The sequence below is a fragment of the Monashia sp. HAY1-5C genome (genome assembly GCF_056755255.1).
The window spans coordinates 1-22,659 of record NZ_JBPGXG010000011.1; the positions used below are offsets into that span (position 1 = coordinate 1).

The following is a 22,659-nucleotide window of genomic DNA, read 5'->3' on the forward strand; positions in this document are numbered from 1 at the left end:
TCCGTCGTCGGCAGCGTCAGATGTGTATAAGAGACAGGCGTAGGTCGCCGCGAGGACGGCGATGCCCAGAGCCTCGATCCAGTGGCTGTCGACGAGCGGGTTGGTCATGCCCGTGGCCCCGAGCGGGAACTCGGCCAGGTACATGAGGGCGAGGAGAACTGCACCGGTCCAGGCCGCGATCTTCAGGCCTGCGCCGGCGATGAGGGCGACGCCGATGCCGAGGAGGCCGGCCATGAAGACCCAGTCGGCCCACGGGCCGGCGATGCTCTTGAAGAACCCGGCGAACGGGCCCTCCGCGTGCTTCATGAAGCCCTGGGCCGGGGTGCCGCCGTTGATCCACGCCTTTGCGGCAGGAGTGGCGTAGCCGAGGCCGAAGAGCTTGTCGAAGAAGGGCCAGAGGAAGGTGAACCCGAGGACGAGCCGCAGGCCGGCCAGCAGCTTGCGGGCGATGTTCGAGCGGACGACCTCCTCCTGGAACGTGACGACACCCTTGGTCGGGTCGTGCCTCGGGGTGCCGGCGGTGCCCGATGCGCCGCTGACGGGGGTGTCACGGTGGATGGTGGCCATGGTGCTCAACTCCAGAACTTCGAGGTGTTCCGGCAGCGTCTCTGTCGGTACTACAAACGGTAGTAGTAGCGGCCATCTACGACAAGGCGTAGGAGTGTGATCCCGGGAACAGCCGCGAACGGCCGTTCAGCGGCGCGTGCGGATCAGGGTCGGCACCTCGAGCTCACCCGGGTCGTCGGCGAGCTCGCGGACGAGGTCCGCCACGGCGTCGAGCGACGCGCACACCGCCGCGTAGCTGCCGTCGAGGCGGATGGGCCGGCACAGGATGCGGGTGCCCGCGTTGCGGATGACCATCTCCGACTGCGGCGAGCGGGTCGCGTTGCAGTGCACGAGCAGGCCGGTCGGCAGGCCCATCGCCGTCGTGTACGCCACGAGGTCGACGTAGTCACGCGAGACGAGGTAGCCGTCGGCCCCCATCGAGTACTTCGCGTCGCCGACGAGCACGACCTCGGTGCCCCGACGCACGACGAGGTCGGGCGCCATGGTCACGGCGCGACCCTCGTCGAGCCACACGTCCGCCTCGGTCTCGATGCGCAGCTCGGGGGCCAGCCGGTGGTCCAGCTCCTGGACGATCCACCGACGGAAGAGGTCGTCCATGTCGACCATGAGGCTGTTGGCCTGCTGGTCACCGGACTGGTGCGACAGGGACATCGCCTGCAGCACGAGCCGCGAGAGGCGCATGGCGTCGTGGTAGTGCTCGTTGAGACGGGTCACCGGCACCGGCACCGCGTGCAGCGTCGCGGGGGTGTCGCTGACGCCCTCGAACCGGCCGAGGACCCGCAGCGCCTCACGCCGCACCCGCGGGGCGAGCTGCGGCCACGAGAGCATGGCCTGCAGGGTGCAGCGGAACAGCTGGTTCTCGCGGATGTCGTTGGTGAAGTCGTCGAAGCGGCACTGTGGCTCCGCGGCGTTCCACGGCCGGCGCGCGAACTCCTCGACGAGGAGGCGCCCGCGGATCGTGCGCATGCGCTCCTCCCGAGCGACGTAGCCGTGGACCAGTCCGCGCATCGTCGCGGTGTCGATGAGGCGGATGGCGAAGTAGGCGACGCCGTCGATGAGCTCGTCGGTGTCGCTCCACGTCACGTGCTCGTGGTCGAAGGCGTCGGGCGAGACGCCGGCGCCGAGCATCGCGAAGAAGTTGGTCACCGACACCCGCGGCATGACGCGGACGACGAGCCCGGGCACCGCGAGCGCACCCACCCAGCTCGTGGCACCGATCGTCACGACGTCGGGGTCCGCGGTGGCGTGGACGACGAGCCGCTCCCCCGCCGCGGTGACGAGGGCGGCGCGGGTCACGCGGTCGAGCCGGACCGGCCCTGAGCGTCCGTGCTCGGGGATCGGGGGGAGCTCGATCGTCATCGGCGGGTCACCCGCGTCACGGCCGGCTCAGGTCGAGCTGGCCGTAGCGGGCGACGACGTTCTCCCAGCGGAACTGGGCCAGCTCGTGCTCGCGACCGTAGAGCTGGTCCTCGATGAACGGGTAGACGTTGTAGTCCCAGATGCGGCGCAGCGCCGCCTCGTCGTCGAGCCCGGGACGCATGAAGTAGCTGTGCCCGATCTGCAGGTGCGGCCCCCTCAGGGCCCGGCGCAGGTCCTCGTTGACCCGGTCGACGAGGTCGGCCACCCACACCGGCCCGTCGTTGGCCTCGAGCCAGCGGCGCAGCAGTCCCTCCATCGGCCCGTCGTGCGGCATGAAGGGCACGAAGTCGAACCGGCGGCGCAGGGCCGCGTCGACGAGGGCGATCGAGCGGTCGGCGGTGTTCATCGTGCCGATGAAGTAGAGGTTCGGCGGCAGCTCGAACCCCTCGTCGGGTCGGTAGCTCGTCTTCACCGAGTGCGAGCGGTACTCGAGGAGGAAGAGCAGCTCACCGAAGACCCGCGGCAGGTTGGCCCGGTTGATCTCGTCGATGATCATGATGTGCGGCGTCAGCGGGTCGGCCTCGGCCGCCTCGGCGAGCAGCGCGAGCGGCCCCTTGCGCAGCTCGTAGACCATCTGGCCCTGGTGGTCGATCTGGGGCCGGAAGCCCTCGAAGAAGTCCTCGTAGCTGCTGCTCGGGTGGAACTGGACGATGTCGCGCTTGGCGGGGTCGGGCTGCAGCGCCGCCGCGAACCGCTGCGCGAGGTAGGTCTTGCCCGTGCCGGGCGGCCCGTAGAAGATGACCTGCTTCTTCTCCTCGAGGAGGGCGCGGATCTCGCGGAGGAACGACTCCTCGATGAGCAGCTCCTGGGCGGCCTCGCCGATCGCGTCGTGGTCGGGGACCAGGGCCTTGTCGGAGCGCCGCATGAACCAGTGGGCGAGCTGGGCCTGGCCCCACGGGTCGTCGGGCAGGAGCGGGTCGAGCACCTGCTTGAGCAGGGCGTTGGTCTCGACGTGGGTGCGGCCTCGCGACTTGCCCTCGGTCCAGCGCGCCGGGCCGCCGAGCCGCTTGAGCATCGCGACCTTGCCCGAGTCGCCGCCGAGGGTGAACAGCGGCAGCCAGTGCTCCGGGTGGGCGATGGCGAACAGCTTGAGCACGACGCTCTCGCCGAATCCCTGGACGGGCAGGTCGTCGGAGCCGAGGACCCGGTTGATCCGCTCCTCGTCGCGCCCGTCGCCCCAGAGCAGCTCGCGGACCATGAGGCGCAGCTGGTCGATGCCGGCGGCGTCGAGGGCGTTGATCGAGCTGATGAGCACCGACTGGGCGCCGATGTCGCCGTACCCGCGCGTCGAGACGATGCGCTTGAACGTCGGCAGGTCGAAGTCCTCGAGGCCCTCCTTGCCGAGGCACGCGGCGAACACGCGGCGCTGCTCCTGGTGCCACGCGTCGCGCTCGTTCGGGTAGGGCCGCTCGGTGCGGAAGAGCTCGGCCTCGCTGTCGAGGTCGACCATGGCGGCGAGCTCGAGCTCCGGGTCGTCGACGCCGCCGCGCTGGCTCGAGCTGAGGAAGCGCAGCAGCGGCGTCAGGGAACGAGCGGTCGCGACGACGTCGTCGGCGAAGTCGGCGCGGCCGAGGGCCTCGTCGCCCTTCCACCAGCGCCCCGCGAACACCTCGCCGGAGGCGTACTCGCGCCCCGCTGGCTCGAGCCGGTCCGGCCGGCCGTCCTCGTGCACGCGGACGAATGTCAGGCCCCGCGGCAGGTGCTCCTGCACGAGGCCGGCGACCTCGCGGAGCTGCTGCTCGCCCTCGCCCTCCCAGCCGCCGTGCAGGCCGAACGCGACGCCCGACGGCGTGACCCAGAGCCGGAAGCCGGGGGCGCCGGCCCCGCCCACGAGGATCCACGACGCGTAGAGGTCGGAACGGTAGGCCGAGTCCTCGCCCGCGTGCTGCTGGAGCGCGAGCGTCGGGGCCTCGAGGTAGAGCCCCGTCTCGGCCGAGAGCCGCTCGATGAGGCTGTCGGAGACGTGGTCGGCCTCACCGCGCAGCTGCCGGGCGAGGTCGGCGGCGCGCTCCTCGTGCCGGGCGCTCGGGTAGCCGGTGGCCGGGCGGAACTCGGCCGCCAGCTCGGCGGCCTCGACGCAGACGTCGAGGATCTTCGGCGCGATCCCGACGAACGCCTCGGTCTCCTTGAAGTACCAGAGGATGCGGGCCGCGTAGCGCGGGTCCTCGGGGCGCAGGGCCGAGCAGAGGTCCGCGAAGGCGACGTACCGCTCGGCGTGGCTGAGGCCGCGCTCGAGCCACCCGAGGCGCTGGAGCATGTGGGGCGCGTTCTCCCACATGTGCGGCCAGGCGCCGCCGTCGTCGGTGGACCAGAAGAGGGACAGGACGTACGCGGTCTGGGCCGGGCTGGGAGCCCGGTGCCCGCGAGAGCCCCCGCGAGCCAGGAAGGCCTCGATCGCCTGGAGCTTGTCGCCGGCGTCCTGGGGCGAGGCGGGCGTCTGCAGCGTCAGCTTGAGCAGCCCGACGACCTCGGCGTGCTCCTCGTCCGCGCGCCGCGCGAGCGTGGCGAGCCACGGCCCCCCGACCGGGCCGAAGCCGACGTAGGGGCCGTCCTTGCGGGCCCACTGGTTCATCGCCTCCTTGAAGGCGACGAGGTCGCTGCTCGCGACGAGGTCGGCGAGGATCTCTCGCAGCTCCCCGTTCCGAGCCGCCCGCTCGGCGTCGAGCTCCGTGAAGAGGGCCTGGGCGTCCTTGTCGGCCTCGGCCGCACGCTCGATGAGCGTGTACTTGGCGCGCCATCGCTTGACGTCGACGGTGTCGGTGCGTGTCATCAGGCTCCCTTGCACGCCCTCTGCTCGGGCGTCGTAGTGACTGCGCGTGTGGAGGTGCGCACAGGACCGCGCAAAAGGTTACCTGTCGGTCGTCGCTGCTCCGAACTCGCGGCCCTGCCGATCGGCTGACCTTCGGATCACGCCGCCTTCGTGCCCCGGCTGGTGCGGATCGGTGACGCGCCGTGCCCCGGCCTCAGGCGGACGGACGCGTGCCCGCGCCGCCGGCGGCGGCCTCCCCGGGCGGCCCCGGAGGCCTCCCGGCCGGGTCGTCGCGGTGCGCGGCACGCCTCAGCAACGCGTCCTCGTCCTCGGCGTCGGGCATCCAGCGCGCCCCGGCCTCGCCCGAGCTCTCCTCCGAGGACGGTCCCCCGAAGGCCGACCCGTCCTCGTCCTCTGCCGCCTCACCGGCCTCGTGCGCCTCGTCGCCGCCCACCGCGGCCTCACCGCTGGTGTCGGGCAGAACCCGTGTCACCCGGTGCACGGTGAGCACCCAGGTCAGGCCGCCGCCCAGGAGGAACGCGACGAGCGCGAGCAGCCACTTCACGGCCGCGCCTGCCCTCGTGAGTGGCCGGCGGATGACACGTCGGCGAAGGCCTCGTCCGCCGAACGAGCGGGCACGCGGGCCGCCGAGACCGCGATCGCGACGAGCGAGCCGACGACGAAGCCGACGACGCTCCACAGGAACGGGCTCCAGAAACCGGCGGAGGGCCGTCCGAGCAGGCCGAGGACGACCGTCACGACGACCAGCGCCGCCCACCACGTGCCGCCGACCTCACTGCGGTAGGCCCGGGTCACCCGCGTGCCGTCCTGCTGCCCGGCCATCGATCCTCCGCCCACGCGCCGTTCGTACCCGGCCGGCCCGGCCGGGCGTCTCACCGTGACGGTACCCGGGGCGCGGCACCACGCCACCACCCGGCTCAGGCGGCCGCGCAGCCGCTCTCGGGCGGGATCGCCCGGACGTCGTCGCGCCCGGCGACCGCGACGGCGTGCAGCCGGACCCCCGCGTCACGGCACGCGGCCTCGAAGGCGTCGCGCCGTCGGCGGTCGCCGGGGGTGGCGTCCGGGGCCCCCGGACGGGCGAGCACGAGGGCGACGTCGTGGACCTCGTGCCTGGTCAGCTCGGTCAGGAACCGCCGCAGCACCTCCGGCGCCTCCGTGCCCTCGGGCAGGCGCACCGGTTGCAGGAGGCGTCCGTTGGGATGGCAGAGCAGGACGTATGCGGCGCCGTCGGACCTCGACCGCTCGGTGGCGATGAGGTCGGCGACGCCCTCGAACACGTCGGGGTCCGTGACGGGTCGTTGGGCCCAGTCCCTGGGCAGGTCCTCGAAGCGCATGGGGACGAGCATCCCCGCCACCGGTGACAGTCGTCGGTCGTCATCCACAGGCCCGCCCCGGCCGGACGGGCGGGAGTCAGCTCGGGGGCGTGTACCGGCCGTCGATGACGGTCCACCCGCCGTCGACGAACAGCTGGCTGCCGGTGACGAACGAGGACGCCTCGGACGCGAGGTACACGACGGCACCGACGAGCTCGTCGGGTCGCGACCAGCGTCCGAGCGCACTCTTGTCGGCGTACGCGTCGGCCCACTCGGGCACCGCACGGATCTGCGCGGTCAGGGGGGTGTCGACGATGCCGGGCGCGATGGCGTTGACGCGCACACCCTGCCGCCCGAGCTCGACGGCAGCCGCGCGCAGCAGCTGCACGAGCCCGGCCTTCGTCGCGGCGTAGACGCCCTGGCCGGGCTCGACGGTGACGGCCCGGATCGAGCTGAACCCGACGATGCTGCCGCGGCCGCGCTCGGCCATCCCCCGGCCGAAGGCGCGGACGAGGTCGAAGGAGGCCCGCAGGTTGAGCCCCACGACGCGGTCGAACTCCTCCGCCGTGTAGTCGAGGACCCGCTTGCGGACGTTCGTGGCGGCCGTGAAGACGAGGACGTCGACCGCGCCGAGCTCGTCGGCGGCCCGGGCCACGGCGGCGGCGTCGGTGACGTCGAGCGCGTAGGCCTCCAGCGTGGCGCCGGTCCGGGCGCCGATCGCGACGGTCTCGGCCGCGGCCTCGAGGTCGCGGTCGGCGCACACGACCTGGGCGCCGTGGGCGGCGAGGGCCAGCGCGCTCTCGCGGCCGATGCCGCTGCCGGCACCGACGACGACGGCGCGGCGGTCGTCGAGGCGGAAGAGCCGGGCGTAGTCGGGACGCTCCTGCGACGTGACCGCGGCGCTCACCGGGGTCCTCCCGCCGGAGCCGTGCTCGTGCCGGTGCCCGTGGCCGTGCTCGAGACCCTGCCCGTGGCCGACGGCCGGATGATCGCCATCCGCGTCACCGTCAGCTCCTCGATGGCGAAGCGCGGCCCCTCACGGCCGACGCCGCTGTCCTTGACGCCGCCGTAGGGCATGACGTCGGAGCGGAAGCCGGGCACCTCGTTGACGACGACACCGCCGGTCTCGATGCGGTCGATCGCGGCGAAGGCCGCACCGAGCGACTCGGTGTAGACGCTCGCGTGCAGCCCGTAGCGGGACCGGTTGACGGTCTCGACCGCCGCCTCCAGGTCGGGAACGGTGCGCACGACGACGACCGGTCCGAACACCTCCTCGTCCCAGGCGTTCTCGCCGTCGGGGACGTCAGCGAGGACGGTCGGCTGCATGATCCCGTCGACCACGTCGCCGCCGTGCACCAGGGTGCCGCCCGCCTCGACCGCGGCGGCGACCCAGGAGCGCACGCGCTCCGTCGACGCGGCGTCGATGAGGGCCGACACGCGGGTCGACGCGTCGCGGGGGTCGCCGACGACGACGTCGCCGATGCGTCGCGAGAGGGCGGCGAGGAACCCCTCGCGGGCCGGCTCGACGACGACGACGCGCTGGACGCTGATGCACGCCTGCCCGGACGCGTAGTAGCCGCCTCGCACGACGGCGTCCGCCGCGGCCTCGACGTCGGCGTCGGCCGCGACGACGAGGGCCGCGTTCGAGCCGAGCTCGAGCAGGACCTTCGTCGGGGCTGCGTCCCGGGCGATGCGGTGGCCGACCGCGGCGGAGCCGGTGAAGGAGACGGCCGCGACACGGGGGTCCGTCGTCAGCGCCACCCCGACGTCGACACCGCCGGTCACGAGCTGGACGGCACCGCGCGGCCCACCGGCTGCCGCGAGCGCCTCGCGGACGGCGTGGACCAGCCACAGCGTCGCGAGCGGCGTCTGCGGGGCCGGCTTGACGACGACCGGGCACCCCGCCGCCAGGGCCGGCGCGAGCTTGTGGACGGCGAGCAGCAGCGGGTAGTTGTAGCCGGCGATGCCGACGACGACCCCGACCGGCTTGCGGACCCAGAACCCGACGAGGCCCTCACCACTCGGCAGCAGGTCGAGGGGCACCGTCTCGCCGTGGAGGCGCGCGACCTCCTCGGCGGCCGTGACGAGGGTCAGCAGCGTGCGGTCGACCTCGACGCGGCAGTCGACGAGGGGCTTGCCGGTCTCGAGGACGAGGAGCCGCTCGAGGTCGTCGCGCCGCTCGAGGAGCCGGCGGTGCGCCTCGGTCAGGGCGGCGCGCCGCACGTGCGAGGGGAGGGCGGCCACGGTGCCGCGCAGCTCGTGCGCCACCGAGATCGCCTGTCGTGCATGCTCGGCCGTGCCGACCGGGGCCTGCGCCACGAGCTCGCCGGTGTACGGGAAGCAGACCGGGGCGGTCGTGCCGGGGTCGGTCCAGTCGTCGCCGAGGGGCAGGCCGGCGGGGTGGTCCGGCGTGTACGTGGTCGTCACCGAGGGTCTCCCAGGAGGTCGGAGGCGCCGGCCCCGTCGAGGGCGCGGCGCATGCTGGGCGCCGCCCGGAGGAGGCGCTGGGTGTAGGGGTGCTGCGGGTCGTCGAAGATCTGCGTCGTCGGGCCCGTCTCGACGATCTCGCCGCCGCTCATGACGGCGACGCGGTCGCACAGGTGTCGCACGACGGACAGGTCGTGCGAGACGAACACGAGGGTGAGGTCGAGGTCGGAGACGAGGTCGCCGATGAGGTTGAGCACCTGGGCCCGGACCGAGACGTCGAGGGCACTGACCGGCTCGTCGGCCAGCAGGATCGAGGGCCGGGGCGCCAGCGCCCGGGCGATGGAGATGCGTTGGCGCTGGCCCCCGGAGAACTGGTGGGGGTAGCGATTCGCCGCCTGGGACGGCAGCCCGACGGCGTCGAGCAGCTCGGCCACACGGGCGTCACGGTCCGGGAGGCCCTGTGCGACAAGGGGTTCGGCGATGATGTCGCGCACCCTCATACGCGGGTCGAGTGAGCCCATGGGGTCCTGGAAGACGAGCTGGAGGCTGGAGCGGAGGAAGCCGAGGTCTCGCTCCCGCCGGCCGGTCACCTCCATCCCCTCGACGCGGATCTCGCCGCTCGTCGGCCGGTCGAGGGCGGCGAGGAGGCGCATCAGCGTCGACTTGCCGCACCCGGACTCGCCGACGATGCCGAACCGCTCGCCGCGCTCGACCTCGAAGGAGACGCCCTTGAGCGCCTCGACCACCGGACCCTTGTGCCGCAAGGAGGTCCGTGGTCGCCGATAGTCGCGCCGCAGGTCCGTGACGCTCATCGCCGCGGTCATCGGGCCTCCTCCCCCGCCGGGTGGAAGCACGCGTACCCGTGGCCGGCGTCGGGACCGGTCCACGGCGGCACGGTCGCACAGACCTGCGTCGCGTGGGCGCAGCGGTTGCGGAACACGCAGCCGTCCGGGAAGGTGCCGGCCGCGGGCACGGAGCCGGGGATCGTCGGCAGGCGCCCCTCGGCGTCCGCGGCGTCGAGGTCGGACGCGGCGAGCAGCCCCTCCGTGTAGCGGTGCCGCGGTCGCCGGAACACCTCCTGGACCGGACCCGCCTCGACGACGCGACCCCCGTACATGACGAGGACGCGCTCGCACACCGTGGCGACCACGGCAAGGTCGTGGGTGATGAAGAGCAGGGCGGCGTCGCGGGCCGCGACACCCCGGACGACGAGGTCGAGGACGCGCGCCTGCACGGTGACGTCGAGGGCGGTCGTCGGCTCGTCGCAGACGAGCAGGGCCGGGTCGTTGGCGAGGGCGATCGCGACGACGACGCGCTGCCGCTGGCCGCCGGAGAGCTGGTGCGGGTAGGCGCGGGCGGCGTCGGCGGGGTCCGGCAGGCCCACCTGGTCGAGCAGCTCGACGACGCGGGCGCGCACGGCCCTGCGGTCGGTCGGGGCACCCGTGCGGTCGCGGTGCAGCGTGATGGCCTCTGCCACCTGGTCACCGACGCGCATCGTCGGGTTGAGGGCGGTCATCGGCTCCTGGAAGACCATCGCGACCTCGCCGCCCCTCACCCGCTTCCACTGCCCCTCGCTCGCGGACACGAGGTCGGCGTCGACGCCGGCGAGGCGCACCGAGCCTCCGACGCGGGCATCCTCCGGGAGGAGCCCGAGCAGGGCCAGGCTCGTCAGTGACTTGCCCGACCCGGACTCGCCGATGAGGCCGACGCGCTCGCCCCGGTCGATGGTGAACGAGACGTCGTGGAGCAGGTGGTGACGTCCGATGCGGACGTCGAGCCCCTCGACGTCGAGCACGCGGGTGCTCGGGGAGACCGCGTCCCGCGGACGCGCGGCGACGGCGCTCATCGGCGGTCCTCCAGTCGCGGGTCGAAGTGGTCGCGCAGGCCGTCGCCGAGCAGGTTGAAGCCGAGGACGGCGAGGGCGATGGCGGCGCCGGGCACGAACGCCAGCCGCGGCGCGGAGAAGAGCAGCTCCTGGCTCTCCTGGAGCATCCGGCCCCACGACGGCGTGGGCGGCGGCGTGCCGTAGCCGAGGAACGACAGCGCCGCCTCGGCCAGCACGGCGATGGCGAAGGAGACCGAGGCCTGGACGATGACGAGGCCGCTGACGTTCGGCAGGACGTGTCGCAGGCCGATGGCCCACGCACCACGTCCGGCCGAACGGGCCGCGAGGACGTACTCGGTGCGGAGCACCTGCAGGGCGCCGCTGCGCACGAGTCGCACGAAGCTCGGCACCGAGGCGATGCCGATGGCGACCATGGCCACGAGCGTGCTGCCCCCGTAGACCGCACCGAACATGATGGCGAGCAGCAGGGCCGGGAAGGCGAGCAGCAGGTCCATGCCCCGCATCAGCGTCTCACCGAGGCCGCGCGGCGCCATGGCGGCGACGATGCCGAGCGGCACCCCGACGAGCCCCGCGACACCGACCGCGACGACCCCGACGAACAGCGTCGTCCGGGCGCCGACGAGCACCTGGCTCAGGACGTCCCGGCCGAGCTTGTCCGTGCCGAGCAGGTATTCGGGATCACCGACCGAGCGAAGCCGGGCGGACGCGTCGACGAAGGTCGGGTCGTGCGGCGTCCACACGAACGACACGAGGGCCATGAGCACGACGAGGCCGACGAGGGCACCACCGACGAGGAAGCTGGCGCCCGGGCGCCGTCGGCGCGGGCCCGCGGCCACGATGCCGGGCTCGGCGCGGAAGGTGTCCGGGTTCAGGCCCGCGGGGTCGGGACGGACGGTCTCGGTGCTCATCGGGCGCCCACCTTGAGTCTCGGGTCGATGACGAGGTACAGCAGGTCGACGAGGAAGTTGACGACCAGGACGGCGACGACGAGCAGCATGACGATGTCCTGGACGAAGATGAGGTCGCGGTTGGAGACCTGGTCGAGCAGGAGGCTGCCGAGGCCGGGGATGACGAACACCCGCTCGACGACGACGGCGCCGATGAGCAGCGTCGCCAGCTGCAGCGCGAGGACCGTGACGACCGGGATCGCCGCGTTGCGGAACCCGTGGCGCCACAGGGCCCGCGTCGGGCCCAGGCCCTTGGCCCGCGCCGTGCGGATGTAGTCCTCGCGCTGCACGTCGAGCACGGCGCTTCGCACGTAGCGGGTGAGGACGGCACCCTGGACGATCCCGAGCGAGAGCACCGGCAGGACCAGCTGGCGCAGGAACATCGACGGATCCTCGTTCGGGGGCGTCCACCCGTTGGCCGGGAGCCACTGCAGCTTCACCGCGAAGACGGTGATGAGCAGGATGCCCATGAGGAACGCGGGCACGGCGACGCCGACCTGCGAGAGCGCCGACAGGACGATCCCGCTCGGTCGCCGGTGCCGCATCGCCATGAGGGTGCCGAGCGGCAGCGCGAGCACGAGCGCGACGACCATGGCGCAGACGACGAGCCACAGCGTCACCTGGAGCCGGTCGAGGATCTGCGGGGCGATCGCGGCCCGGGACACGTAGCTCGTGCCGAGGTCGAACCGGACCAGGCCCCCGACCCACGACAGGTACTGCGTGGCGAGCGGCCGGTCGAGGCCGAACTCGCCACGCAGCTGGGCGACCGCCTGCTCCGACGCGTTGACGCCGAGGGCGACGCGCGCCGGGTCGCCCGGCAGCAGCACCATGAAGGCGAAGACGAGCACGGAGCTGACCACGAGGCTCGCGAGGAGGATCGCGGTGCGGCGGACGACCTGGAGCAGCATCGGTGTGGGTGTCCGATCGGTTCGGTGCGGTCAGGAGCGCGCGAGGTCGCGCAGGTCGAACGACTCGGTGATGGCGTTCTTCGGCAGCCCGGTGATGCCCTTCTCGGCGACCATGAGGTTCGGCAGCAGGAAGAGGAAGTCGCCGGCGGCGTCCTCCGACAGCTCGCGTGCCGCCTTCTTCATGAGCGTCACCTGCTCCTCCGGCGTGCCGGCGTCCGCCGCCGCGAGGTCGGCCTGCAGCTGCTTGTTGTCGTAGCGCGTGTAGTACTTCGGGTCACCGAAGACGGCCGGCAGGTCGCGCGGCTCGACGTGGGCGACGATCGACATGTCGTAGTCGGCGTCGGTGAACACGGTGCTCAGCCACACGGCCGGGAACTCGAGCTGGTCGAGGGTGACCTGGAAGCCGGCCTGCTCGAGCATGCTCTTGACGACCTGCCCGCAGGAGACGGCGTAGGGCAGCGTCGGGATGCGCAGGCGCACCGGCGTCTTGCCGACGCCCGTCTCGGCGACGAGCGCCTTGGCCTTGTCGAGGTTGTGCGGGTACAGGCCGGTGAGGTCCTCGTACCACGGGTCGGTGGGCGGGACCATGCTGCCGATGAGCGTGCCTCGCCCGGCCCAGCACGTGTCCATGAGGGCCTTGTGGTCGATGGCGTACCGGGCGGCCTGGCGGACCTTGAGCTGGTTGAACGGCGCCTTGCCGTTGTTGAACGACAGCAGCACCTCGCCGTTGGTCGTGCCCTCGACGATCTCGTACTTCGGGTTGTTCTGGAACTGGGCCAGCGACTCGGGTGCCTGGACGGTCCCGATGACGTCGATGGTCCCGGTCAGCAGCGCGTTGTTGAGCGCCGTCGGGTCCTTGAAGTACTTGAGCGTGACGTCCGAGAAGAAGGGCTTCGTGCCCCAGTACGACGGGTTGGCCTTGAGCGTGATCGAGTCGCCGCGCTTCCACGTGCCGAACGTGTACGGACCGGTGCCGACGGGCTTGTTGGCGAGGTCGGCGACGCCCTTCTCGGTCATCATCGCGCCGACCCGCGTCGACATCTTGTAGAGCCAGTTGTTGCTCGGCTTGGTGAGGGTCACCTGCAGCTGGGTGTCGCTGAGCGCCTTGGCGTCGGCGACGACGTCCATAGCGGACTTGAGCGAGATGGTCCAGTCCTTCTTGACCCGGTTGATCGAGAAGACGGCGTCCTTGGCGGTGAACTTCTCGCCGTCGGAGAAGGTCGCGTTGGGCACGAGGTCGAACGTGTACGTCTTGCGGTCGTCCGAGACCTTCCACGAGGTGGCGAGCTCGGGCTTGAGGTCACCGTTCTGGTCCACCTTGACGAGGGTCTCGTAGACGTTGTCGAGCAGGGCCTGCGGGATGGCCGCGCCATCCTTCGTCGTGAAGTCGAGGCTGGCCGGCTCGGCGACGAGGCCGACGGTCAGGCTCTTGTCGCCGGAGCCTCCCGAGCCGCCGGAGCCGCCCGCTCCGCCGCTGGACCCGCCGGAGGACCCGGCGCCGGCCGAGCAGGCGGCGGTGAGGGTGAGGAGCAGGACGCCGGCCGCAGCCGTGCCGATGCGGGAGTCCTTCATCGTGTCTCCATCTCGTGCAGGACCGCGGCGCCGAGCGCTGACGTGCTCGCCGTTCCGCCGAGGTCGGGGGTGTGGTGGGTGGGGTCTGAGAGGGTCGCAGCGAGGGCGTCGCGCACCGCGGTGGCCGCCGCGCCGTGCCCGAGGTCGTCGAGCAGGAGGGCCCCCGACAGGATGCAGGCCGTCGGGTTGGCGATGCCGCGTCCGGCGATGTCCGGTGCCGAGCCGTGGACCGGCTCGTAGATGCCGGGTACGTCGCCGCCGGGCAGCACGTTGGCGCTCGGCGCCATCCCCATGCCGCCGGCGAGGACCGCGGCGAGGTCGCTGAGGATGTCACCGAAGAGGTTGCCGGCGAGGAGGACGTCGAGCGAACGGGGGTCCTGGACCATGCGCGCGGCCATGGCGTCGACGAGGACCACCTCGAGCTCGACGTCGGGGTGGCGCTGCGCCACCTCCCGGACCACGGCGTCCCACAGCGGGTAGCCGTGCCGCATGGCGTTGGACTTCGTCACGAGGGCGAGGCGCCCGGTACGCCGGCCGGCGAGCGTGAACGCGTGCTCGGCGGCTCGCTCGATGACGCGGCGGGAGTGGACGGCCACCTCGATGCCGAGGTCGTGCCCGGTGCCGGCGTGGGCGACGCCGCCGGCGCCGACGTACTCGCCCTCGGTGTTCTCGCGGACGATGACGAGGTCGACGCCCTCGACGTCCCGGACGCGGCTCGGCACGCCCGCGAAGGCACGGACGGGACGCAGGTTGACGGCGAGGTCGAGCTGCTGGCGCAGGCCGATGATGAGACCCCAGACGAGCTCGTGGTCGGGGACGTCGGGCCGGCCCACCGCGCCGAACAGCACGGCGTCGTGGGCCCGGACGCGCTCGGCGGCGTCGGCAGGCATCGCGGCCCCTTCGCGCAGGAACCGCTCACCGCCCCAGTCGAGCTCGGTCGTCTCGAGCGTCTCGCCCTGGGCCGCGAGCGCGGCGTCGAGCACGGGCACCGTGGCCGCGACGACCTCGGGCCCGACGCCGTCGCCGGGGATCACTGCAAGTCGCACCGTCATGGGTCTGCTGGCACTCCGTCCGTGGCCGTGCCGGGTCCACGCCGACCCGGCAGCTCGGTGGTTCTTCGACGCTGTTCGTGCACTGGTCTGACCAGTGGACTTTTCTGCGTTGAGAGGTACGGTTGCTCTCATCGAGCCCGATGTCAAGGGTTCGTCCGTCCGGCCGAAGGGCCGAACGCGGCCCGGCCCACCGCCCGCACTGGAGGACCTCGATGGTGAATCCGCCTGCAGCGCAAACCCGTCCCGCAGCACTCACGGCGACACAGCTGGTCGCGTCCTACCGCTCCGGAGACCTCTCGCCGGTCGAGGTGCTGCGCGACGTCCGTGCGGTCGTCGAGGCGCGCGAACCCGAGCTCAACGCGTTCTGGGTGCAGGACCTCGACGCCGCGGAGCGCGCGGCCGCCGAGAGCGAGGCCCGCTGGCGTTCGGGCCGGCCCGCCGGTCCGATCGACGGCGTCCCGGTCACCGTCAAGGAGAACCTGGCCCGGGCGGGGGTCCCGATGCCGGCCGGCAACGCCGGGGTGACCCCGGTCGTGCCCGAGCGCAGCTCCCCGGTCGTCGAGCGCATCGACGAGTCGGGCGGCGTCGTCCTCGGCTCCACCGTCATGCCGGACTGGGGCATGCTCAGCTCGGGGGTCTCGAGCCTGCACGGCATCACCCGCTCCCCGTGGGACCCGACCCTGACGACCGGCGGCTCGAGCTCTGGGGCGGGTGCGGCCGCGGCCGGCGGCTACGGCCCGCTGCACGTCGGCACCGACATCGGCGGCTCGATCCGCCTGCCGGGCACCTGGCTCGGTCTCGCCACCCTCAAGCCCAGTGCCGGACGCGTGCCGCTCGACAACCCCTACCTGGGCCGGGTCGCCGGGCCGATGGCCCGTTCGGTCGACGACATCGCGCTCCTGCTGTCGGTCATCGGCCGGTACGACGGCCGCGACTGGACGGCCCTGCCGCCGACCGACCTCGCCCTCGACCTGTCGACGGCGCCCCTCGACGCGTCGAGCCTGAGCGTCGGGCTGCACCTCGACGCGGGGTGCGGGCTGCCGCTGGATCCCGAGGTCCGCGCCGCCGTCGAGCAGGCGGCCGCCGTCTTCGCCGACGCCGGGGCCCGCGTGGAGCCGGTCGAGCCGTTCCTGACGCCGCGGATGCTCGCCGACCTCGACCAGTTCTGGCGGGTCCGCTCCCTCGTCGACCACGAGGCCCTGCCCCCCGAGGGCCGCCGACGCGTCCTGCCGTTCATCCAGCGGTGGGTCGCGGCCGTGGCCGACGTCGACGGCCGCACGGTGATGCGCGACTACACGAGCATCATGGCCATCCAGCAGGCCACCGTCGCCGCGACCGAGCGCTTCGACGTCGTCCTGTCGCCGGTCGCCCCGATGGCCGCCTTCCCCGCCGAGTGGCCGATGCCGTGGGGCGACGACGACCAGGGCATGGCCCACATCGGCTACACGGCGCCGTACAACATGTCGGGCCAGCCCGCCGCCACGGTCAACTGCGGCTTCACCGCCGACGGGCGGACCGTCGGCGTGCAGGTGGCCGGACGCCGCTGGGACGACGTGGGCGTCCTGCGCGTGGCAGCCTGGTACGAGCAGCGACGCGGGCCGGAGGCGACGCCACGGTGGCCGATCCCCGAAGCCGTCCCGGCGACGGGCCGCTCCGGTGCCTGAGGGCGGCGCGGGCACGCGCGCGTTCGAGCAGGTGCGGCCGGTGCGGCTCTACGAACGCATCGTCGAGCAGGTGGAGGAGGCCGTCGGACGGGGCGAGCTGCTGCCCGGCCAGCGCCTGCCGAGCGAGCGCGAGCTCGTCCTCCAGTTCGGCACGAGCCGCGCGACCGTGCGCGAGGCGCTGCGCGTCCTCGAGAGCAACGGCGTCGTCCGGTCCCGCCCCGGCGACCCCAACGGCCCGGAGATCCTGCCCGTCACCTCGGGACAGTTGACCAAGCAGATGCGCCGCCTGGCCCGGGCCGACGGGCTGACGCTGTCCCAGCTGCTCGTGTCGCGGATGATGCTCGACTCGACGGCCAACCGGCTCGCCGCGACGCTGCGCACCGACGAGCAGCTGGCCGAGATGGAGGCCGCGATCGGGCAGATGCGCGAGGCCGTGGAGGGCGGCTACACCTCCTTCAGCGAGGCCGACTTCGCCTTCCACGAGGCCATCGCCCGCGCCAGCGGCAACACGCTCATCCAGGTGTGCAACGCCGTCGTGCGCGACACGGTGCTGTCCCTCATCTCGGACAAGATCGCCCACGCCCGCAACAGCAAGGCGCTCATGAAGCGCTCGCTCGGCCACCACGAGCAGGTGCTCGACGCGATCCGCGCCGGCGACGGCGAGCGGGCGGCCCACGCGTCGCTGCACAGCCTCTACGACTACTACGCCGGCTACGTGCCGGCAGGCGAGCGCGCGACCCTCCGGGCCCTCCTCGACCACTGACCCGATCCGGACCGCGCCGGCACCCCGTCGGGGTGCCGCCGGCACCCCGGCGGCACCCCCGGCGGGGCGGCGTACCGCGTCGGCTCGGGACCGGGCAGAATGCGTGGCTCCATGCGTCGTCGACAAGGAGTGCGTGACCGGTGAGTGTGCAGTCGATCGAGCGGCGGATCGCCGAGGAGCTCGAGGTTCGTGAGAGCCAGGTCACCGCGGCGGTGGGGCTGCTCGACGGCGGCTCGACCGTGCCGTTCGTGGCCCGCTACCGCAAGGAGGTCACCGGTGGCCTCGACGACGCGCAGCTGCGCTCGCTCGAGGAGCGCCTCACCTACCTGCGCGACCTCGAGGACCGCCGCGCCGCCGTGCTCGCCTCCATCGACGAGCAGGGCAGGCTCGACGACGCGCTCCGTGCCCGCATCCTCGCCGCCGAGACCAAGGCCCGGCTCGAGGACATCTACCTGCCGTTCAAGCCGAAGCGGCGCACCAGGGCACAGATCGCCCGCGAGGCCGGTCTCGAGCCGCTCGCGGACCTCCTCCTGGCATCCCCCGACACCGACCCCGCCTCTGCGGCGACCGGTTTCGCCGACGCCGACAAGGAGGTCGCCGACGCCACGGCGGCGCTCGACGGCGCGCGCTCGATCCTCGTCGAGCGGTTCGCCGAGGATGCCGACCTCATCGGCGACCTGCGCCGGCGGGTCTGGGCCAAGGGCCACCTCGTCGCACGCGTGCGCAGCGGCAAGGAGGAGGACGGCGCGAAGTTCGCCGACTACTTCGCGTTCGACGAGCCCCTGCACAGACTTCCCTCGCACCGCATCCTGGCCATGTTCCGCGGCGAGAAGGAGGACGTGCTGACCCTCGAGGTGAGCCCCACCGACCCGTCCGCCGACGCCGAGCCGGGGCCGAGCGAGTTCGAACGGGCCATCGCCCGCCGCTTCGGGATCGAGAACCGCGGCCGCGCGGCCGACCAGTGGCTGGCCGACACGGTGCGCTGGGCGTGGCGCACCAAGATCGTCGTGCACCTCGGCGTCGACGCCCGGATGCAGCTGCGCCGGGCGGCCGAGGAGGAGGCCGTCCGCGTCTTCGCCGCGAACCTGCGCGACCTGCTGCTCGCGGCCCCGGCGGGCGCCCGCGCCACGATGGGTCTGGACCCGGGCTTCCGCACCGGCGTCAAGGTCGCCGTCGTCGACGCCACCGGACGCGTCCTGGCCACCGACGTCATCCACCCGCACGTGCCGCAGAACCGGTGGGACCAGTCGGTCGAGACCCTGGCCCGTCTCGCCGAGGCGCACGGCGTCGAGCTCGTCGCGATCGGCAACGGCACCGCCTCGCGCGAGACCGACCGCCTCGCGGCCGACCTCGTCAGGCGCCACCCCGAGCTGGGACTGACGACCGCCGTCGTGTCGGAGGCGGGTGCGTCGGTCTACTCGGCGTCGGCGTTCGCCTCGGCGGAGCTGCCGGGCATGGACGTGTCGCTGCGCGGCGCCGTGTCGATCGCCCGGCGCCTGCAGGACCCGCTCGCCGAGCTCGTCAAGATCGACCCGAGGTCGATCGGCGTCGGCCAGTACCAGCACGACGTCTCGCAGGTGGCGCTCTCCCGCTCGCTCGACGCGGTCGTCGAGGACTGCGTCAATGCCGTCGGGGTCGACGTCAACACCGCGTCGGCTCCGCTGCTGACCCGCGTGTCCGGCATCACCGGCTCGCTCGCCGAGGGGATCGTCGCCCACCGCGACGCGCACGGCCCGTTCCGCACCCGGTCCGCGCTCAAGGACGTCCCCCGGCTCGGGCCCAAGGCGTTCGAGCAGGCGGCCGGGTTCCTCCGGATCGCCGGCGGGGACGACCCGCTCGACGCCTCCGCCGTGCACCCCGAGGCCTACCCCGTCGTGCGACGGATGCTCGAGGCCACCGGAGCCGAGCTGACCGACCTCATCGGCAACACCGCGGCGCTCGGCCGGATCCGCGCCGAGGACTTCGTCGACGACAGGTTCGGCCTGCCGACGGTCACCGACATCATCGGCGAGCTCGACAAGCCCGGCCGCGACCCGCGCCCCTCGTTCCGCACCGCGACGTTCAAGGAGGGCGTCGAGGAGGTCAAGGACCTACGGCCCGGCATGACGCTCGAGGGGGTGGTGACCAACGTCGCCGCCTTCGGCGCCTTCATCGACGTCGGCGTCCACCAGGACGGGCTGGCGCACGTGTCGGCGCTGTCCAGGCAGTTCGTCCGCGACCCGCGCGAGGTGGTCAAGCCCGGTGACGTCGTCATGGTCAAGGTGCTCGACGTGGACGTCCCCCGCAAGCGGATCTCGCTGACGCTGCGCCTCGACGACGAGGTGCCGGCGTCCGGTGAGCGGCCCACGACGCGCAGTGGCCGCGCCGATGGTGGTCAGCGTCAGGGTGGTCAGCGTCAGGGTGGTCAGCGCCAGGGCGGTCAGCGCCAGGGCGGCCGCTCGGCGGGAGCCGGGCCGAGCCAGCCTGCTCAGCAGCCGGGGGCGGGCCGGCGCGACCGGCGTGACACGCCCGCGAACGGCGCCGTGGCCGACGCGCTGCGGCGCGCCGGCTGGACCGGCTGAGGGGCCGCGGGCCGGTTCCTGCCTCGGGCGGACCGGGTCCGTCCGGGGCCTTGTCGTCGGCGCCCACCTCTGGTCGACTGGACCCACGATGGGTCCGGCCCGTCCGGGGCCGGGTCGTAGCCAGTCGAAGGCACACGGAGGTGCCCATGAGCAGTGCAGGCAGCGCAGCCGAGCCCGTCACCGCGCCGGTGGAGGACGCCGAGCCCGACCAGTCCCTCGCCGGGGTCCACACCAGTGCCTCGTTCGACCACTCGGTCGAGCAGGTCTGGCTGCACCTGGTCAACGGACGCGGCACCGAGGCGCTTCTCGGCCCGGGCGTCAGACTCGGCAGCAAGGGTGAGTCGTGGCACAGCGACGAGGGCCCCCACGGCGTCGTGCGCAGCTGGCACCCGATGGAGCAGATCCGCGTGTCCTGGCACCCGCACGCCGACGGGCCGCTCAGCATCGTCGACCTCCAGCTGCGGCCCGAGGGTTCGGGCACGCGCCTCGACCTGTTCCACGAGGGCGAGGGCATCGCCGAGGACGGAGCCGGCGACAAACGGCGCTGGGACGACGCGCTCCACCGGTTCGGCGCATCCCTGCAGGGCTGACCCCGGGTCCACGGCGCTCTCGGCTGGGCGGACCTGCCCTCCAGCATGGGTACCGCTCCCCATGTCGCGTGTCGCCGCTGCCCGCTAGCGTGCGCGTGTCCGTCAGCCAGACGGCACGACACAGACAGGGGACCCCATGATCCGCAGGATCCGACGCGCCGCCACCGGCGCCGTGCTCGCCGTCGCCGCCGGGGCTGCGGTCGTCGCCGCGCCGCAGGGCTCGGTGCCGACGCTGCCGCAGGCGAGCGCCGCCATCACCTGTGACACCGCCACCGGTGGCACGAAGTTCTATCCCGGCGACGACTCGAGCCGCACGTACAACACGACCTTCCACAACGGCGTCGGCATCGACCACTACCTGTCGAGCTACGTCCCCCAGGGCCTTGGCATGTGGGAGGACTGGAACGGCGGCACCGAGGACCTCTTCCTCGTCGGCATGCACCACGAGGACGAGAACGACCACGCCTCCCTCGTCTACGGCGTGACCCCGGGCGGCACCGTGCGCGGGGCCGCCTACCTGCCCAAGGGCGCCCACGTCGGCGGCCTCAAGACCTACCGGGGCTGGCTGTACGTCCAGCAGGACACGAGCACCATCCGGCGCTACAGCCTGGCCGCCGTCCGGTCCAGCTTCCGCAGCGCCGGCATCCAGTCCCTCGGCGGCGGCACGTCGCTCAGGGTCAGCGGCGTCAGCTTCTTCGACATCTACGGCGGCAAGCTCTACGGCGGCCTCTTCGACGAGGACAGCCGCAACGTCATGCGCCGGTACACGATCACCTCGACCGGAGGCCTGTCGCTCGACACGTCGTGGGGCCCGCTCCAGGTGCCGATGAAGTCGCAGGGCCTGCTCGTGCAGAACGACACGTACGTCTTCAGCACGTCGTCGGGGCGCAACAACCGCAGCAACATCTACGTCGTGCGCCGCGGCTACACGAAGACCCAGAGCATCGAGAGCGTGCGCTACCGCTGCTTCCGCGCCCCGGTCCTGTCGCAGGAGCTCGTCGACTACGCCGGCCGGGCCTACCTGTCCTTCGAGGGTGGCGCCGACTACTTCGACGGCGCCTGGCCCTGGACCACCGCCGACAACCGGATCAAGAACCTGCACTGGGCCTCCACGAGCACGTTGCGCGGTCTCGTGTGGTGACGGGCTGAGGAGCGCGTGGGTCAGCGCACGACGAGCACCGGGCAGGCCGCCTCGTGGATGACCCGGTGGCTCACCGAACCGAGGAGCAGGCCGGTGAACCCGCCGTGGCCACGCGAGCCGACGACGACCAGTCCCGCATGGACGGTGAGGTCGGCAAGGGTCTGCCCGGGGTCGCCGTAGAGCACCTCGGTCGTGACGTCGAGCTGCGGGTGGTCGGCGCGGGCGCGGTCCGCGAGCCGGGTCACCGTCTGCTCGGCGTGCTCGCGGGTCGCGTGCGTGTCGTCCGTGCCGGCCTTGGCCGTCTCGGCGTACGCCCACGCCTCCATCGAGGCGGAGTGGGCGACGCGGACGACGTGCAGCGCGGCGTGCTCGCGCGCGGCCCAGGCGGCGGCCGCGTCGAGCGCCCGCTGCGACGCGTCGGAGTCGTCGACGCCGACGACGACGGCGTGGTCGGGTCCGGGCCGCACGGCCTGCGCCACGGTGGCGCCCTCCTGCTCCCCCGGGCTCCGGACGACGACGACGGGACAGTGCGCGTGTGCGACGAGGGCGTAGGAGGTGGAGCCGAGGATCCCTGCCCGCAGGCGACCGTGGCCACGGCTGCCGACGACGAGCAGCTCGGCGTCACGGGAGGCCTCGACGAGCTGCCCGGCCGGGCTGCCCAGCTGGTACTGCGTGTCGATGTGGGCTGCCTCGAGGACGTCGGAGGCGTGTTCGGCCCCCTCGTCGACGAGCTTCTTGGCCGCCTGCTCGAGCATCGGCTCGACCTGCGACACGTCGACCGCCGGGAAGGCCGGCACCATCGACAGACTGATGGTGTGCAGGATCGTGAGTCGGGTTGCGAGCCGGCGGGCCGTCTCGGCGGCCCACTCGAGCGCGAGCCGCGCGCTCGGCGACCCGTCGTAGCCGACGACGACGCCGCGGGCTTCGTTGGCCTGGTCGTTCATGGAAGCACCCCTCCCTGGGTCGGGGCCGGGGCCGTCGCTCCAGCCACCTCCATCGTCCCGCGTGCGGGCGCGCCGGGCGCTCCCCTGTGGCCCGCAGGACATGTGAGGTGTGGAACACGGTCCAGGGCGACGGACGCGTGCCGCACGTCCCCGTGGAGACACCTCCCCCGCGCGC

20 protein-coding genes are annotated in these 22,659 nt (G+C 72.9%); 5 read left to right on the plus strand and 15 right to left on the minus strand.

All coding sequences use genetic code 11. The features are described from left to right. The 14 genes from ACR9ZK_RS02995 to ACR9ZK_RS03060 all read right to left on the minus strand — a co-directional run. Positions 1 to 567: DoxX family protein (locus tag ACR9ZK_RS02995; protein WP_481340083.1), on the minus strand; the 567-nt coding region annotated here is incomplete at its 3' end. Between the two features lie 126 nt (positions 568 to 693). Next, positions 694 to 1,926 carry an McrC family protein gene (locus tag ACR9ZK_RS03000; RefSeq protein WP_481340086.1) on the minus strand — a complete coding sequence of 411 codons (1,233 nt, stop codon included), beginning with the start codon at positions 1,924 to 1,926 and terminating at the stop codon, positions 694 to 696. Between the two features lie 16 nt (positions 1,927 to 1,942). Beyond that, entirely contained in the window at positions 1,943 to 4,756 is a 2,814-nt protein-coding gene (locus ACR9ZK_RS03005) for an McrB family protein (protein ID WP_481340089.1), read from the minus strand. A gap of 193 nt (positions 4,757 to 4,949) precedes the next feature. After that, positions 4,950 to 5,300, minus strand: a complete 351-nt coding sequence (arfC, locus tag ACR9ZK_RS03010; protein ID WP_481340091.1) for a channel accessory protein ArfC — start codon at positions 5,298 to 5,300, stop codon at positions 4,950 to 4,952. After that, positions 5,297 to 5,578, minus strand: coding sequence for a hypothetical protein (locus ACR9ZK_RS03015; protein WP_481340094.1), 282 nt, complete (start codon positions 5,576 to 5,578; stop codon positions 5,297 to 5,299). The genes arfC and ACR9ZK_RS03015 overlap by 4 nt, the downstream gene beginning before the upstream one ends. A 95-nt stretch (positions 5,579 to 5,673) precedes the next feature. Then, the gene (locus ACR9ZK_RS03020; RefSeq protein WP_481340098.1) at positions 5,674 to 6,090 is read right to left on the minus strand and encodes a hypothetical protein; all 417 of its coding nucleotides are present in this window, start codon (positions 6,088 to 6,090) and stop codon (positions 5,674 to 5,676) included. Between the two features lie 76 nt (positions 6,091 to 6,166). After that, complete coding sequence (locus ACR9ZK_RS03025) at positions 6,167 to 6,976, minus strand: SDR family NAD(P)-dependent oxidoreductase (protein WP_481340102.1); 810 nt, start codon at positions 6,974 to 6,976, stop codon at positions 6,167 to 6,169. Continuing rightward, the gene (locus ACR9ZK_RS03030; protein ID WP_481340107.1) at positions 6,973 to 8,496 is read right to left on the minus strand and encodes an aldehyde dehydrogenase family protein; all 1,524 of its coding nucleotides are present in this window, start codon (positions 8,494 to 8,496) and stop codon (positions 6,973 to 6,975) included. Before ACR9ZK_RS03030 ends, ACR9ZK_RS03025 begins: the two co-directional genes overlap by 4 nt. After that, a complete protein-coding gene (locus ACR9ZK_RS03035) occupies positions 8,493 to 9,320 on the minus strand; it encodes an ATP-binding cassette domain-containing protein (RefSeq protein ID WP_481340110.1) in 828 nt (275 codons plus the stop codon). The genes ACR9ZK_RS03030 and ACR9ZK_RS03035 overlap by 4 nt, the downstream gene beginning before the upstream one ends. Continuing rightward, positions 9,317 to 10,342 (minus strand): ABC transporter ATP-binding protein, encoded by a 1,026-nt coding sequence (locus ACR9ZK_RS03040; RefSeq protein WP_481340113.1) that lies wholly within the window; start codon positions 10,340 to 10,342, stop codon positions 9,317 to 9,319. The genes ACR9ZK_RS03035 and ACR9ZK_RS03040 overlap by 4 nt, the downstream gene beginning before the upstream one ends. Further along, positions 10,339 to 11,250: an ABC transporter permease gene (locus ACR9ZK_RS03045; RefSeq protein WP_481340116.1), complete on the minus strand. Its 912-nt coding sequence runs from the start codon at positions 11,248 to 11,250 to the stop codon at positions 10,339 to 10,341. Before ACR9ZK_RS03045 ends, ACR9ZK_RS03040 begins: the two co-directional genes overlap by 4 nt. Further along, positions 11,247 to 12,197 carry an ABC transporter permease gene (locus ACR9ZK_RS03050; RefSeq protein WP_481340119.1) on the minus strand — a complete coding sequence of 317 codons (951 nt, stop codon included), beginning with the start codon at positions 12,195 to 12,197 and terminating at the stop codon, positions 11,247 to 11,249. Before ACR9ZK_RS03050 ends, ACR9ZK_RS03045 begins: the two co-directional genes overlap by 4 nt. A gap of 30 nt (positions 12,198 to 12,227) precedes the next feature. Further along, positions 12,228 to 13,769, minus strand: a complete 1,542-nt coding sequence (locus ACR9ZK_RS03055; RefSeq protein ID WP_481340124.1) for an ABC transporter substrate-binding protein — start codon at positions 13,767 to 13,769, stop codon at positions 12,228 to 12,230. Beyond that, positions 13,766 to 14,821, minus strand: coding sequence for an isocitrate/isopropylmalate dehydrogenase family protein (locus ACR9ZK_RS03060; protein WP_481340128.1), 1,056 nt, complete (start codon positions 14,819 to 14,821; stop codon positions 13,766 to 13,768). The genes ACR9ZK_RS03055 and ACR9ZK_RS03060 overlap by 4 nt, the downstream gene beginning before the upstream one ends. 212 nt (positions 14,822 to 15,033) lie before the next feature. Here ACR9ZK_RS03060 and ACR9ZK_RS03065 point away from each other — a divergent pair, with 212 nt between their 5' ends. From ACR9ZK_RS03065 to ACR9ZK_RS03085, 5 genes are all read left to right on the plus strand, one after another. Then, complete coding sequence (locus tag ACR9ZK_RS03065; protein WP_481340131.1) at positions 15,034 to 16,485, plus strand: amidase; 1,452 nt, start codon at positions 15,034 to 15,036, stop codon at positions 16,483 to 16,485. Further along, complete coding sequence (locus tag ACR9ZK_RS03070) at positions 16,478 to 17,248, plus strand: FadR/GntR family transcriptional regulator (protein WP_481340135.1); 771 nt, start codon at positions 16,478 to 16,480, stop codon at positions 17,246 to 17,248. Before ACR9ZK_RS03065 ends, ACR9ZK_RS03070 begins: the two co-directional genes overlap by 8 nt. Before the next feature lie 140 nt (positions 17,249 to 17,388). Next, on the plus strand, positions 17,389 to 19,809 hold the full coding sequence (locus ACR9ZK_RS03075) for a Tex family protein (protein WP_481340138.1): 2,421 nt from the start codon (positions 17,389 to 17,391) through the stop codon (positions 19,807 to 19,809). 146 nt (positions 19,810 to 19,955) lie between these two features. Next, positions 19,956 to 20,399, plus strand: coding sequence for an SRPBCC domain-containing protein (locus ACR9ZK_RS03080; protein ID WP_481340141.1), 444 nt, complete (start codon positions 19,956 to 19,958; stop codon positions 20,397 to 20,399). 136 nt (positions 20,400 to 20,535) lie between these two features. Further along, on the plus strand, positions 20,536 to 21,540 hold the full coding sequence (locus ACR9ZK_RS03085; protein WP_481340144.1) for a hypothetical protein: 1,005 nt from the start codon (positions 20,536 to 20,538) through the stop codon (positions 21,538 to 21,540). 20 nt (positions 21,541 to 21,560) lie between these two features. Here the strand turns inward: ACR9ZK_RS03085 and ACR9ZK_RS03090 are convergent, their stop codons facing one another. After that, positions 21,561 to 22,484, minus strand: a complete 924-nt coding sequence (locus tag ACR9ZK_RS03090) for a universal stress protein (RefSeq protein ID WP_481340147.1) — start codon at positions 22,482 to 22,484, stop codon at positions 21,561 to 21,563. Positions 22,485 to 22,659 lie beyond the last annotated feature (175 nt).